Origin of the sequence: Streptomyces sp. NPDC014991 (assembly GCF_043080665.1) — a bacterium.
GTDB lineage: Bacteria > Actinomycetota > Actinomycetes > Streptomycetales > Streptomycetaceae > Streptomyces.
In genome coordinates this window covers 193,437-206,528 of the sequence record NZ_JBIBVY010000010.1, presented here as the reverse complement: position 1 = coordinate 206,528, position 13,092 = coordinate 193,437, and the positions used below count along the sequence as shown (strand labels likewise).

Genomic DNA, 13,092 nt, shown 5'->3' with positions numbered 1-13,092 from the left:
TGTCCTGCGCACGTGTCAGACGGTTATGCCGGGCGGGGGAGCTCCGGGTCGGAGCCGAGGAAGCAGGAAAAGCGATGCGCGTAGGAAGTTTTGTGCTGGCGGCCCAGTTCCCGGGCCAGGGCCCCGGGGAGGCCCTGCACCGGGCGGTCCGCTCCGCGGAGGTCGCCGAGCAGTCCGGGCTGGACGCGGTCTGGCTGGCCGAGCACCACTTCGTGCCCTACGGCACATGCCCGTCCGCCATCACCCTGGCCGCGCTGCTGCTCGGCCGCACCCGTCGCATCCAGGTCGGCACAGCGGTCAGCGTACTGCCCACCGCCCACCCCGTCGCCCTCGGTGAACAGGCGGCACTGCTGCATCTGACGAGCGGCGGGCGGTTCACGCTGGGCGTCGGACGCGGCGGCCCCTGGGTGGACCTGGAGGTCTTCGGCACGGGCCTGGAGGCGTACGAACACGGGTTCCCGGAGTCGCTCGATCTGCTGCTGCGCTGGCTGGGCGAGCCGTCGGTCGGGGCCCGCGGTGAGCGGTTCTCCTTCCGTGAGGTGCCGGTCGTCCCCCGCCCGTTGGAGGCCCTGACGGACACCCCCGGCCCCGAGGTCGTCCTCGCCTGCACCTCGCCGGCGAGCGTACGGCTGGCCGCCGAGCGCGGGCTGCCGATGCTCCTCGGCATGCACGTCGGCGACGAGGAGAAGGCCGAGATGATCACCGCGTGGCAGCGCTGCGCCCGTGAGGCCGGACGGCCGGGCGAGGAGATCGCGGGCGCCGCCCATGTGTCGGCCGGCGTCTGCCAGCTCGCCGACCGGCGCACGGACGCGGTGGAGACCCTGACGAAGGCGATGCCGGGCTGGCTGAGACAGGGCCTCGAGGCTCATGTGACGGTGGACGGACGGGCGCGCGCGATGCGCGACCCGCACGCCTACACCGAACTGCTCTGCGGACTGCACCCGGTCGGCACCCCCCGGCTCGCCGCCGACCGGCTCGCGGCCACCTCGGAACGCACCGGCATCTCCCGCTTCGCCCTCCTCACGGAGGGCTCCGGCGATCTCGCGGCCACGGAGGACAACCTACGGCGCCTCGGTGCCGAGGTACTGCCCCAGGTGCGCTGAGCGGCTTCGCACGCGCAGGCCACCTGGAGGCTTGCCGCCCCGGTACGGAAATGGTGCCCCCGCGGGTGGAGCGGCAAGCGGACGGCTCACTGCCGCGGCCGTACCGAAGCCGTGCGTCAGCAGTCCCGGAACTCCGGCGACTGGTTCAGCAACTGGCTGCGCACCGACGTGAAGCGGACCAACGTCTCGTCCACCGAGGCGTCCAGCGGGAACACCGCCACCCGGTGGCAGTTCTGGAAGGCCAGTCGCACACCGAAGTGCCGCTGCAGCGCGCCGCGGATGGCGTCACTCGCGAGCGCGCGCAGCAGCTGACCGCGTGCCTGCTCGTCCGGCGGGGGCGTCTGGTTGTCGGCGAAGGAGCCACCGTCCACCTTCAGCTGGGCCACCAGGGAGCTGATCATCTCCCATGCGTAGGGCAGGGAGGTCCGGACGCAGTCGACGAATGCTGCTTCGTCGACCTCGCCTCGCTCGGCCTGTTCGAGTAGGGCCGGTGAGACGTCGAGCGACATGGGTTCTCCTCTCGCACCCCCGAAGAGCAGGGGTTGCCGGACAGGTAAGGGAGTTCGCGATCCAGAACACGCTCAGTACATGCGCCGCGACCTCCCGTTCTCTACGGTAGGCAACGGTCGGTGACCACACCAGCAGAATGCGTATATGGAACGGTCCCGTTGCGCCCACAATCGGCCAGGGATGAACAAGAGTTTCCAGGGACAAAGAGGACGATCCGCAGGGAGCGGGGCGGGTGGATCGCGAGCACCTGCGGGTGTCGAGTAGCGTTGCCGACCATGCGTCTCGTCATTGCCCGATGCTCGGTCGACTACGCCGGCCGGCTCACCGCCCATCTGCCCTCGGCGCCCCGACTGATCCTGGTCAAGGCGGACGGCAGTGTCTCCATCCACGCCGACGACCGGGCCTACAAGCCGCTCAACTGGATGTCGCCGCCCTGCGCCCTGAAGGAGGGCAAGGGCGAGGACGAGGGCGTGTGGACCGTCGTCAACAAGGCGGGCGAGAAACTGATCATCACGATGGAGGAGATCCTCCACGACTCCTCGCACGAACTGGGCGTGGACCCGGGTCTGATCAAGGACGGCGTGGAAGCGCACCTCCAGGAACTGCTCGCCGACCGCATCGAGACGCTCGGCGAGGGTTACTCGCTCATCCGCCGTGAGTACATGACCGCGATCGGCCCGGTGGACATCCTCTGCCGGGACGCCGACGGGCAGACCGTCGCCGTCGAGATCAAGCGGCGGGGCGAGATCGACGGCGTGGAACAGCTCACGCGGTACCTGGAGCTGTTGAACCGCGACCCGCACCTCGCTCCGGTCCGCGGCGTCTTCGCCGCCCAGGAGATCAAGCCCCAGGCCCGCGTCCTCGCCACCGACCGCGGCATCAGCTGCCAGATCCTGGACTACAACGCCCTGCGCGGCATCGAGGACGACAAACTCCGCCTCTTCTGACCCCACCACCGGCCGGCCCCGCCGCGGCCGCGCGGAACGCTCAGATCATGGTGTCGGCCGTTCCCGGTGCGCTCTGCGACGCCGACGCGCTGCTCGACGTTCCTCCGGTGGAGCCGCCCGTCGTCGTTCCGCCGCCGTCGCCGCCCGTGGTGCCACCGCCGGTGGACCCGTCCGTCGAGCCACCACCGGTCGTGCCGCCGGTGGTACCGGTGGAGCCGCCGGAGTCGCCGGTGCCGGTGGTGCCGGTGGTGCCGGTGGTGCCGGTGGTGCCGGTGGAACCGCCGGTGGGGGTGCCGCCCGTGGACGTACCGCCCGTGGGGTCGGCGGTCGTGCCCCCCGTCGTACCGCCGGGCGAGCCGCCGGTCGTACTCCCCCCGGTCGTACCCCCTGTCGTCCCGCCCGAGGACGGGGCGCTCGACCCTCCGGGCCTGGGTGACCTGGACGGCGTGCCGGAGGGGGTGGCGGAGCCGGGTGGGTCGGCGCTCTCCGACGGCCGGGGGGTGTTCGCCGGCGGCGCGGGGTCGTCCGCCGTGCCGTACGTGCCGTCGGGGCCGGGCGACGTGGGCCGGCCGCCGGCCGAGCCGGCGTGGCCGGTGCCGCCGTTCCCGCCGGTGTCCACCGGGTCCGCGACGACCCCGCCGTCGTCGGCGCCCTGGCTCGCGGACGGGTTGACGCCGCCCCTGCCCGCCGGGTTCCGCCCGGGGTCGTCGGGCGACGTCATGCCGAGCGTGACGACCGTGCCGAGCACGGCGGCGAGGAGTGCGCCGGAGCCGGCCGCGACCATGTTGCGGCGGGCCACGCGCCTGAAGCCGCCACCCCGCGGCGCGGCGTTCGGCGCGGGCCGCGCGAGCCGTTGGGTGGCCGGGACGGCGCCGACGGGACCGTACGGCGGCCAGGCCTGCTCCCCGAGCGCCGGCTCCGCGGGCTCCGGCACCGGCGGCCCGGGCACGTCGCCCGTGCGGTCGGCGAGCAGTGCCAGCGCCCGGCGTCCGGCGACCGCACCCCGCTTGTCGGCGAGGGCGCCGCGCAGTCCGCCGGATGCCTCCAGTTCGGCGCGGGCCCGGTCGAACTGTCCGGTGCAGAGCGCGAGGATGCCCAGTTCGTGGTGGAAATAGGCTTGTTCGGACACCTCGCCGGCCATCCGGGAGGCTTCCGCCCCGGACCGCAGGGCCCGTTCCCAGGCGCTCCAGTGGAGTCCGGCGGCGAAGGCGGGCGCGGCGGTGCGGGCGAGCCGTACGGCGGTGCTCTCCTCCTCCTCGGCGGGCGGCGACGTCTGGGGTACGACGGCGGCGAGCGCGGCCAGCACCGCGTCGGCCTCCGCGCACACCCGCTCCGGGGTGACCGAGGGGTGCCCGGCCCACCAGGCGTAGTGCTGGGCGGCGGTGACGGCCCGGTCGGCGGCGTCGTCGGCGTATCCGGCGGCTTCCAGCTGGGTCTGCACGCCGGCCGCGAGGCGGTAGCGGGAGCCGACCGGGGAGACCAGGCCGCAGCCGGCGAGTTCGCCGAGGGCGGCGTCCGCGTGGGTGTCGCCGACCAGGGCGGGCAGGTGCGCCTGGTGCGGTACCTCACCGCCGAGGGCGACGGCGAAGCGGAGGGCGGCGCGGGCGGAGGTGCCGAGCCGGGAGGCGAGCAGCGGGGCGGGGGCCGCGGCCTCGCCGAGGGAGGGCAGGGGTATGTGCTCCCGCTCCGCGTCCGGCTCCGGGTCGGCGGCGGCACGTACGTCCTCGAAGACGCCGTACTCGTCGACCGCCTCGATACCGGCCCGCAGTTGGTCGCGCTGGCGGAGGAGGGCGCCCGCCTGTACGAAGCGCAGGGGCAGCCCCTCGGACTCGAACCAGAGGTCGCCGGCCCAGTTGGCCTCCTCCTCGGTGAGGACCCTGCCGACGGTGCGCTCCAGGAGTTCCACGCCGCCGGCGCGGTCGAGGCCGGTGAGGAAGACCTCCTCGACGTCCGACTCGGCGGAGGGCGCGGGCACGTCGGGGGTGGCGGCGAGCAGGAAGGCGCACTCGGGGGTGGCGTCGAGCAGTTCGTCGAGGGCGGCGCCGCCGGACTCGAGGTCGTCCAGGACGACGACCGCGCCGATCTCGCCGACGCAGGCGAGCAGTTCGTCCTGGTCGGGGCGGTGGCGCGGGGCGTCGTAGACCGCGTGGAACAGGTCGTGCAAGAGGTCGCCGGCCGTGCGGTGGTGGCCGTTCAGGCGCACCACGCCGTCGGGGGCGAGGTCCAGGCAGTCCTGGGCGACCAGGTCGAGCAGGGCGGTGCGGCCGGAGCCGGCCGGGCCGGTGAGACGGACGGAGCGGCCGCGGGCCAGGAGGCGGACCAGTCGTTCGCGTTCGTCCTGACGTTCCAGCAGGGAGAGGGGCGGCTCGGCGGGGCCGGGCGGGGCCGGTGGCCGGGCCGCGCGCTCGGTGCCGGCGCGTTCGTCGGCGGTGCGCTTGCGGGGCCTGCCGGGCCGGTCGACCGGCGGGCAGGGTTCTATCTCGCTGCCGTCGACGGGGTTGACGGTCAGCTGGAGGTCGCCGGAGACGAGTTGGGCCATCCGGGCGGGTGCCGGTGCGCCCGGGGCGAAGTCGGCGGTGAGCGATTCCCGGGGCGGGCGGCGGTTGTGCGCCGGTCCGTGCTCCTCGGGTGCGGGGTTCGTCGGGTTCATGGGTTCAAGCCCCCCAAAAGCGTCGTGCACGTGTCCGGCCCTCCCGGCCTTGTCGCACACCGCGCTGTCGCTTCTGGTCCGGGCCCGCTCGGCCGAGTGTCGCGAGGCAGCGGGCGACCGAACCCTAAACCGTCACCCGGTGTCTCCGACAGGGCGGGGTGCCGTGCGGTCCGAGACGTCACGGTCTCGTGAGGATTGCCCTCGACGGGTGCCGCGGCGGCTGCGTCCGGGTGTCCCGCGTCGGCCGGTTCAATCCCGTACGCGTCTCACACGCGGGGAAGCGACTCCACTCCGATGCCGCCCTCGATGGCGAGGATGCGGTGCAGCCGGGTGGCCACCAGCAGGCGCTGCATCTGGGGAGGTACGTCCCGCAGCACCAGGCGGCGCCCGCAGCGGCCGGCCCGCCGGTGGGCGCCCATGATCACCCCGAGTCCGGTGGCGTCCCAGGAGTCCAGTTCGGACAGGTCGAGCACCAGGTCGCCGACTCCGTCGTCGACGGCCGAGTGCAGGGCCGTACGGGCGTCCGCCGCGCTGCGGACGTCGAGGCGGCCCCCGACGACCAGCTCGGCGTGGTCGCCCCTGATGAACATATGCGCTCCCCGTTGGCTGCGGTTGGCGTACCTCGTGACGGTGCTGTGCAACGTCTGACTGCGTGGGCGTCGATGCGGTTGCTGCTTGTAAGCGAACCGATACCGAATTCACCCCGGGGAGTGATACTCCCGGGGTGGCTGTGCGTGGGTGGGTGACTCAGTACGTGTAGAAGCCCTGCCCGCTCTTGCGTCCGATGTCACCGGCATCCACCATCCGGCGCATCAGCTCCGGCGGGGCGAACTTCTCGTCCTGGGACTCGGTGTAGATGTTGCTCGTGGCGTGGAGCAGGATGTCCACGCCGGTGAGGTCGGCGGTGGCGAGCGGGCCCATGGCGTGGCCGAAGCCCAGCTTGCAGGCGAGGTCGATGTCCTCGGCGGTGGCGACGCCGGACTCGTAGAGCTTGGTCGCCTCGACGACGAGGGCGGAGATCAGCCGGGTGGTGACGAAGCCGGCGACGTCCCGGTTGACGACGATGCAGGTCTTGCCGACGGACTCGGCGAACTCGCGGGCCGCGGCGAGGGTTTCGTCGCTGGTCTTGTAGCCGCGGACGAGTTCGACGAGCTGCATCATCGGCACCGGCGAGAAGAAGTGGACGCCGACGACCCGCTCGGGGTGCTCGGTGGCCGCCGCGATCTTGGTGATCGGGATGGCGGAGGTGTTGGAGGCGAGCACGGTGTCCTCGCGCACGATCTTGTCGAGCGCGCGGAAGATCTCGTGCTTGACCTCCAGCTTCTCGAAGACGGCCTCGACGACGATGTCGGCGTCGGCGGCGGCGTCCAGGTCGGTGGTCGCCGTGATGCGGGCCAGGGCGGCCTCGGCGTCCTGCGCAGCCAGCCTGCCCTTGCCGACGAACTTGTCGTACGAGGCCTTGATGCCGTCGGTGCCACGCCTCAGTGCCTCGTCGGTGACGTCCCGCAGGACGACGTCCCAGCCCGCCTGGGCGGCGACCTGAGCGATGCCCGATCCCATGAGACCGGCCCCGATGACGGCGAGCTTCCGTGCCACTCCGACTCCCTTGAACGCGCTGTAGGTCTGCCTCTCTCCGGCGGACCATAGCGCTCCGACGCCGCTGTGTGACCGGTAAGTAACGCGCGTCACGTCTCATTTGACGGACATCACACCGGCTGGGGTCAGGACGGCCCACGGACGGCGTAGTTGAGCACCTTCTCGCCCAACAGGTCCTCGATGTCACCCAGGAGCACGAGTACCTCTCGTGACACTTCGGCCGGTTTGCGCCCGGCGAGCATGCGGCGGCCGATGGCGACGAAGACCGTCTGGTGGATCCAGCAGATCTGACCGGCGATCAGGCCGGGCAGCGGGTCGTCCCCGCCGGCACCGGTCTCCTCGCGCAGGGCCGCCTCCAGGCTGTCGTGGATCTCCTGCTGGAGGCTCCACAGCCGGGAGCGCAGGGGCGGGGCCTCGTGGATGACGCGCATGAAGCGGTCGTAGCCCTCCGTCAGGCCGACCCGCGGCGAGACGGCCTCGACCTCCTCGCGCAGTTCGCGCAGCACGGCCCGGGCGGCGGACTCGCCCGCGTCCCGGCCGCGCACCCAGCGGGCGAGCCGGTCGACCACGCCGGCGGAGCGGTCGAAGAAGAGGTCCTCCTTGGCGGGGAAGTAGTTGTAGACGGTGTTGACGGAGACGTCGGCCGCCTCGGCCACGTCCGCCATGGTCACCGCCATGAAGCCGCGCTCCATGAACAGTCCGGTGGCGATGTCCGAGATGCGCTGTCTGGTCTCGCGCTTCTTCCGCTCCCTGAGCCCCTCTGCCATGCCGTCATCGTAGGGCGCCCGGGCGTCTTTGGACCCTCTGCAAATTTGGTGGCATTGCAATTATGGGCGGTCTCTGTTTTTCTGGGGTCATGGCAGCAGTCATCAGTGCGGCGGGCCTGGCCCGCACTTTCAGGACGAGAACCGGACCCGTCGACGCCGTCCGTGGCATCGACCTCACCGTCCGCGCGGGCGAGATCCTCGGTTTCCTCGGGCCCAACGGCGCGGGCAAGACCACCACCCTGCGGATGCTCACCACCCTGCTGAAGCCCACCGGCGGTGCGGCCACCATCGCCGGGCACGACCTGGCTACCGATCCGGCCGGGGTGCGCCGGGCCAGCGGCTACGTCGCCCAGTCCGGCGGGGTCGACCCACAGCTCACCGTGCGGGAGGAACTGGTCACCCAGGGCCGGATGTACCGCCTGCCCAAGACGGAGGCCGTCGCACGCGCCGGAGAACTGGCCGCGGAGCTGGACCTCACGGCGCTCCTCGACCGGCGGACCGGCGCGCTCTCGGGCGGCCAGCGACGCCGCCTGGACATCGCCCTGGCACTCACCCACCGCCCCGAGGTGCTGTTCCTGGACGAGCCGACGACCGGCCTGGACCCGGGCAGTCGCGCCGACCTGTGGGACCTGGTCCGCCGGCTGCGCGACCGGCACGGCACGACCGTCTTCCTGACCACGCACTACCTGGACGAGGCCGACGCCCTCGCCGACCGCCTGGTGATCGTCGACCGGGGCACGGTCGCCGCAGAGGGCACCCCGGCGGCGCTCAGGCTGCGCTACGGCGGTTCGGTGGACGCCTCGCTCCAGGACACCTTCCTCGCCGTCACCGGCCGCGGCCCCGCGCCGGCGCCCGACCCCTCTCCCGTAGCCGTATGAGACCGACAGGGACCCGCCCGATGCTCCTTCACGACACGGCCCTCGTCTACGGCCGCTATCTGCGCCAGTCGCTGCGCTCCCGCTTCGCCCTGCTCTTCGGCGTGCTCACGCCCCTGCTCTACCTGCTCTTCTTCGGCCCGCTGCTCACCGGACTGCCGCTCGGCGGCGAGGGCAGCTCCTGGCAGCTGCTGGTGCCCGGCCTGCTCCTCCAACTCGGCCTGTTCGGCGCCCTGTTCGCAGGATTCACGGTCATCCTGGAAAAAGGTCAGGGAGTGGTGGAGCGGATGCGGGTGACCCCGGTCAGCCGGCTCGCCCTGCTGCTCGGCCGGGTGCTGCGCGACGCCACGGTCCTCGTCTTCCAGGCGGTACTGCTGGTGCTGGCCGCGCTGGTGATGGGCCTGCGCGCGCCGCTGGCCGGCGTGCTGATCGGCTTCGCGTTCGTCGCGCTGCTGACGGTCTCGCTGGCCTCGCTGTCGTACGCGCTCGGCATGAAGGTCCGCACCCCGCAGGAGTTCGGACCGCTGATCAACATGGTGTCGATGCCGTCGATGCTGCTGTCCGGGCTGATGCTCCCGATGTCCCTGGCGCCGGGCTGGCTGGACGTGCTGTCGCACTTCGTGCCGTTCCGCTATCTGGTGGACGCGGTCCGCGACGCCTACGTCGGCCGGTACACGACCGCGCACATGCTCTACGGCGTCCTGGTCGCCGTCGGGTTCTCGCTGCTGGCCGTGACGGTGGGCACACGGGTGTTCCGGACGGCCGGGGCGTAACTACGCTGGCCGCATGGTCAATCTGACACGCATCTACACCAGGACCGGCGATCAGGGCACCACCAGTCTCGGCGACATGAGCCGGGTGCCCAAGACGGACCTCCGCATCTCCGCGTACGCGGACACCAACGAGGCCAATGCGGTCATCGGCACCGCGATCGCCCTGGGAGGGCTGCACGAGGAGATCGTCACGGTCCTCACCCGCGTCCAGAACGACCTGTTCGACGTGGGCGCGGACCTGTCGACGCCGGTGGTGGAGAACCCCCGGTTCCCGCCGCTCAGGGTGGAGCAGTTCTACGTCGACAGGCTGGAGGCGGACTGCGACCGCTTCAACGAGCGGCTGGAGAAGCTGCGCTCCTTCATCCTGCCCGGGGGCACCGCGGGTGCCGCCCTGCTCCACCAGGCGTGCACGGTCGTACGGCGGGCCGAGCGCTCCACGTGGGCGGCCCTGGAGGTGCACGGCGAGACGATGAACCCGCTCACCGCGACCTACCTGAACCGCCTCTCGGACCTGCTGTTCATTCTGGCCCGCAGCGCCAACCGGGAGGCCGGCGACGTGCTGTGGGTGCCGGGCGGGGAACGCTAGGCCCTCTCGTTCGGATCAGGCCGGGCTCGCGGGCCCTGGCACCGCGCCTCGCCGCGTTGTCGTCGGTTGCCATGGCTCCGCCATGGCGCCCTCCTCCGCCTTGCGACGCACGGCACCAGGACCCGCTCCCCGATCCGGCCTGATCCGAACGAAAGACCCTAGCCCCCGCGGACCGGCCGGACGCCGGTCCGGTCAGGAGCCGGTCCGGCCGTCGGCCAGCTCGCGCAGGATGTCGAGGTGGCCGTTGTGCCGGGCCGTCTCCTCGATGAGGTGCAGCACGATCCAGCGCAGGTCGAACACGCTGCCGTCGTCCCGCTTCCGCCGCGCCTTGACGTCCAGGTCGTGCGCGGCGATCAGCTCGTTGTGCCGCGCGGACTCCTCGGCGTACTCGTCGAGCAGCCGCGACAGCGGGAGGTCGACGGCGACGCGCATCTCGCGGTCGGGGTCCTCGTCGGTCCAGGGGCCCTCGTCCTCCTCGCCGAGGAAGATGACCCGGAACCAGTAGTACTCGACCCAGCGCAGATGGTTGATCAGCCCGCTCATGGTCATCAGCGGCGAGCCGGGGAGCGGAGCCTTGCGGGCGTCCTCGTCGGAGAGTTCCTCGCACTTGGCCCGGGCGGTGGCGCGGACGTAGTCGAGGAAGGTGGTCAGCTGCGTGCGCTCGTCCCAGGCGGGAGGCGTGTCGGTGCGTGTCATCACCGGAATGATCCACCGCCGTCCGGCTCCGTGTCGACGGCATTACCGGCGGCCTCCTCCCGGGGCTCCCGCTTCGGGAAGAGCGTGTAACTGGCGGCGATGACCAGGTTGACGGCGATCACCCACAGCATGCGCTCCTGCCACGCCCGCAGCTCGCCGGTGTCGCCGTCGCCGCCGACGTACCGGACGGCGCCCTCGAGGAGGGCGAGGGCGAGGGCCGAGGCCAGGATCCAGCGGCCCGCGGTCCTCCACTCGTGGACGGTGCGTGCCCGGCCGTACTTCGGGGCCCTGGCCGGGCGCCGGCCGCCGGCGAACCGGTGGGCCGCCCAGGCGTCCGCCCACCTGAGGGTGGCGGGGCCGAGGCCGACCGTGAAGCCGATGTAGACGGCGGCGAGGCCGTGCCGCCAGTCGGGTGCGGCGCCGTTCCTGAGGTCGAGCGCGGTGGCGACGAGGAGCACCACCTCCAGGAGCGGCTCGCACAGCAGCAGCACCAGGCCGGTGCGTGGCATCCGCAACGCGTACCGCAAGGCCAGTCCGGCCGCCAGCAGCACCCAGAACGCCACCTCCGCGGCGATCACCAGCGTGACGATCACTGTCCGCTCCCCTCGTTCACCACTCCAGGTTGCCGTGTCCGCCGCGCCGGTTCCGTCGTCGGCGCGGACGAGGTCGCCGTAAGCGAAAGTCGCAGTCCGGCACCCTCCCCGGGGGGCAGGCGCACCGCCGCGCGGCCGTGTTGGATGGGGGCCATGACCCGCGCACTCCCCCGACCGCACCGTGACGACCTGCGCATCGCCGTGGGCGGACTGGCCGGCGGGGTGCTGTTCTGGGCACTGAGGACGCACCCGCGCCTGGCCTCGGACCCCGACGTGCTGTGGCACCCGGCGTGGGCCCCGCTGGTGCCGCTGGCGGTGACCGCCGCGTGCGAGCTGCTGCGCCGCGTACGGCCCCGGACCGGCCTGCTGTTCGGCACGGCCGCGCTGGCCCTGGACACCGTGACCCAGGGCAGTCTCGTCACCGTGGTGCTGTACACGGACCTGGTGTACGCGGCCGTCCTGTACGGCACCGCGGCCTCGGCCCGCCGTATCCCCTGGATCACCGGCCTGTGCACGGTGCTCGGCGGGGTCGTGCCCGCCACCGTCTGGCGCGATCCGCAGGGCCTGCTGATCGGGGTCGCCATCGGTGTGGTGGCGTTCGCGCCCGCCACCACCGGCTGGGTGGTCCGCGACCACCGCGACGCCGCCGAGGCGGCCCGGCTGCGCGCCGAACAGACCGCGCTGCTCGCCGAGATGGACCGGGCCCAGGCCGTCACCGCGGAACGGGTACGAATGGCGCGCGAGTTGCACGACATGGTCGCCAACCACCTGTCGGCCATCGCCATCCACTCCACGGCGGCGCTGTCGATCGGCGACCCGGAGACCTCGCGGGACGCCCTGGCCGTCGTCCGGGAGAACAGCGTGGCGGGTCTGGCCGAGATGCGCCGGCTGATCGGCATCCTGCGCGACGGTTCCGGCGACCGGGCGCCCGCCGCGTCCCCCACCCTCGACGGTCTGTCCGCGCTGGTCACCGCCGCCCGGGCCAACGGCCTGGACGTCCGCCTCGACGCCGGGCACACCGACGTGCCCACGCCGGTGGAACTGGCCGCCTACCGCATCGTGCAGGAGTCGCTGACGAACGCCCTGAAGCACGGTGCCGAGGGGTGCGTCCATGTCGGGCTGCGGCAGCGGGAGGGAACCCTGGACATCCGGGTGACCAGCCCCTACCGGCCCGGTGACTCCCCGCGCGCCCCGGGCTCGGGCTCCGGGCTCGCCGGGATGCGGGAGCGCGCCGCGCTGCTCGGCGGGCGTTTCGAGGCGGGCCCCGAGGGCGCGCGGTGGGCCGTCCGCGCCGTGCTTCCGCTCACCGAAGGAGACCTTGCATGATCCGTGTCCTGGTCGCCGAGGACCAGTCCGCCGTCCGCGCCGGGCTCGTCCTGATCCTGCGCAGCGCGCCGGACATCGACGTGATCGCGGAGGCGGAGGACGGTGAGCGGGCGGTCCGGCTGGCCGGTGAGCTGCGGCCGGACGTCGTCCTGATGGATGTGCAGATGCCGCGCCTGGACGGGGTGTCGGCCACCCGGCGGATCGTCGCCGAGCGGCTCGCGGACGTGCTCGTGCTGACCACGTTCGACCTGGACGAGTACGTGTTCGGGGCGTTGCGGGCGGGCGCGGCCGGTTTCCTGCTGAAGAACGCCGATGCACGGGACCTGCTGGAGGCGGTGCGGACGGTGGCGCGCGGGGAGGGGATCGTCGCGCCGGCCGTGACGCGCCGGCTGATCGCCGAGTTCGCCGCGGCTCCGGCGCGGGGGGCGCAGAGCGACCCGGCGGTGCTGGAGGGGCTCACCCGGCGGGAGCGGGAGGTGCTGGGCTGCATCGGTGAGGGCCTGTCGAACGCGCGGATCGCGGCCCGGCTGGACATGGCGGAGGGCACGGTGAAGACGCACGTCAGCCGGTTGCTGGCCAAACTGGAGCTGCGCAGCCGGGTGCAAGCGGCCGTTCTGGCGAATGAGTTGGGGCTCTAGCGGGGCAACTCCGGAATGGTCCAGACCTATTG

The 13,092-nt window shown here is 72.6% G+C and carries 14 protein-coding genes; 7 read left to right on the top strand and 7 right to left on the bottom strand.

Annotated elements, in window-relative coordinates; translation table 11 throughout:
* Positions 1-74 precede the first annotated feature (74 nt).
* The gene (locus ACF1BE_RS18085) at positions 75-1,103 is read left to right on the top strand and encodes an LLM class flavin-dependent oxidoreductase (protein ID WP_392200009.1); all 1,029 of its coding nucleotides are present in this window, start codon (positions 75-77) and stop codon (positions 1,101-1,103) included.
* A gap of 116 nt (positions 1,104-1,219) precedes the next feature.
* Here ACF1BE_RS18085 and ACF1BE_RS18080 read toward each other — a convergent pair whose 3' ends face one another.
* A complete protein-coding gene (locus tag ACF1BE_RS18080) occupies positions 1,220-1,612 on the bottom strand; it encodes an SCO5389 family protein (protein ID WP_392200008.1) in 393 nt (130 codons plus the stop codon).
* A 276-nt stretch (positions 1,613-1,888) separates the two neighbouring features.
* On the opposite strand from ACF1BE_RS18080, the gene nucS reads away from it, so the two are divergent.
* Positions 1,889-2,560, top strand: coding sequence for an endonuclease NucS (gene nucS, locus ACF1BE_RS18075; RefSeq protein ID WP_392200007.1), 672 nt, complete (start codon positions 1,889-1,891; stop codon positions 2,558-2,560).
* A 40-nt stretch (positions 2,561-2,600) separates the two neighbouring features.
* Here nucS and ACF1BE_RS18070 read toward each other — a convergent pair whose 3' ends face one another.
* The 4 genes from ACF1BE_RS18070 to ACF1BE_RS18055 form a co-directional block, all read right to left on the bottom strand.
* On the bottom strand, positions 2,601-5,210 hold the full coding sequence (locus ACF1BE_RS18070; RefSeq protein WP_392200006.1) for an ATP-binding protein: 2,610 nt from the start codon (positions 5,208-5,210) through the stop codon (positions 2,601-2,603).
* Between the two features lie 266 nt (positions 5,211-5,476).
* On the bottom strand, positions 5,477-5,800 hold the full coding sequence (locus ACF1BE_RS18065; protein WP_356820139.1) for an STAS domain-containing protein: 324 nt from the start codon (positions 5,798-5,800) through the stop codon (positions 5,477-5,479).
* A gap of 157 nt (positions 5,801-5,957) precedes the next feature.
* Positions 5,958-6,806 carry a 3-hydroxyacyl-CoA dehydrogenase family protein gene (locus ACF1BE_RS18060; RefSeq protein WP_392200005.1) on the bottom strand — a complete coding sequence of 283 codons (849 nt, stop codon included), beginning with the start codon at positions 6,804-6,806 and terminating at the stop codon, positions 5,958-5,960.
* 125 nt (positions 6,807-6,931) lie between these two features.
* Positions 6,932-7,573, bottom strand: coding sequence for a TetR/AcrR family transcriptional regulator (locus tag ACF1BE_RS18055; protein WP_392200004.1), 642 nt, complete (start codon positions 7,571-7,573; stop codon positions 6,932-6,934).
* Positions 7,574-7,662: 89 nt separating this feature from the next.
* Between ACF1BE_RS18055 and ACF1BE_RS18050 the strand changes: the two genes are divergently transcribed.
* Genes ACF1BE_RS18050 through ACF1BE_RS18040 form a run of 3 tightly spaced genes read left to right on the top strand, consistent with a single transcriptional unit; the run spans position 7,663 to position 9,807 of the window.
* A complete protein-coding gene (locus tag ACF1BE_RS18050; RefSeq protein WP_392200003.1) occupies positions 7,663-8,451 on the top strand; it encodes an ABC transporter ATP-binding protein in 789 nt (262 codons plus the stop codon).
* Positions 8,452-8,471: 20 nt separating this feature from the next.
* Positions 8,472-9,221, top strand: coding sequence for an ABC transporter permease (locus tag ACF1BE_RS18045; protein ID WP_392200002.1), 750 nt, complete (start codon positions 8,472-8,474; stop codon positions 9,219-9,221).
* Positions 9,222-9,234: 13 nt separating this feature from the next.
* Positions 9,235-9,807 carry a cob(I)yrinic acid a,c-diamide adenosyltransferase gene (locus ACF1BE_RS18040; protein ID WP_392200001.1) on the top strand — a complete coding sequence of 191 codons (573 nt, stop codon included), beginning with the start codon at positions 9,235-9,237 and terminating at the stop codon, positions 9,805-9,807.
* A 192-nt stretch (positions 9,808-9,999) separates the two neighbouring features.
* On the opposite strand, the gene ACF1BE_RS18035 is transcribed toward ACF1BE_RS18040, so the two are convergent.
* Both ACF1BE_RS18035 and ACF1BE_RS18030 read right to left on the bottom strand, forming a co-directional pair.
* A complete protein-coding gene (locus ACF1BE_RS18035; RefSeq protein ID WP_392200000.1) occupies positions 10,000-10,503 on the bottom strand; it encodes a DinB family protein in 504 nt (167 codons plus the stop codon).
* Positions 10,503-11,096 carry a hypothetical protein gene (locus tag ACF1BE_RS18030; RefSeq protein WP_392199999.1) on the bottom strand — a complete coding sequence of 198 codons (594 nt, stop codon included), beginning with the start codon at positions 11,094-11,096 and terminating at the stop codon, positions 10,503-10,505. The genes ACF1BE_RS18035 and ACF1BE_RS18030 overlap by 1 nt, the downstream gene beginning before the upstream one ends.
* 153 nt (positions 11,097-11,249) lie before the next feature.
* Between ACF1BE_RS18030 and ACF1BE_RS18025 the strand changes: the two genes are divergently transcribed.
* Both ACF1BE_RS18025 and ACF1BE_RS18020 read left to right on the top strand, forming a co-directional pair.
* Positions 11,250-12,422 carry a sensor histidine kinase gene (locus tag ACF1BE_RS18025; protein WP_392199998.1) on the top strand — a complete coding sequence of 391 codons (1,173 nt, stop codon included), beginning with the start codon at positions 11,250-11,252 and terminating at the stop codon, positions 12,420-12,422.
* A complete protein-coding gene (locus tag ACF1BE_RS18020) occupies positions 12,419-13,060 on the top strand; it encodes a response regulator (RefSeq protein ID WP_392199997.1) in 642 nt (213 codons plus the stop codon). Before ACF1BE_RS18025 ends, ACF1BE_RS18020 begins: the two co-directional genes overlap by 4 nt.
* Positions 13,061-13,092: the final 32 nt, after the last annotated feature.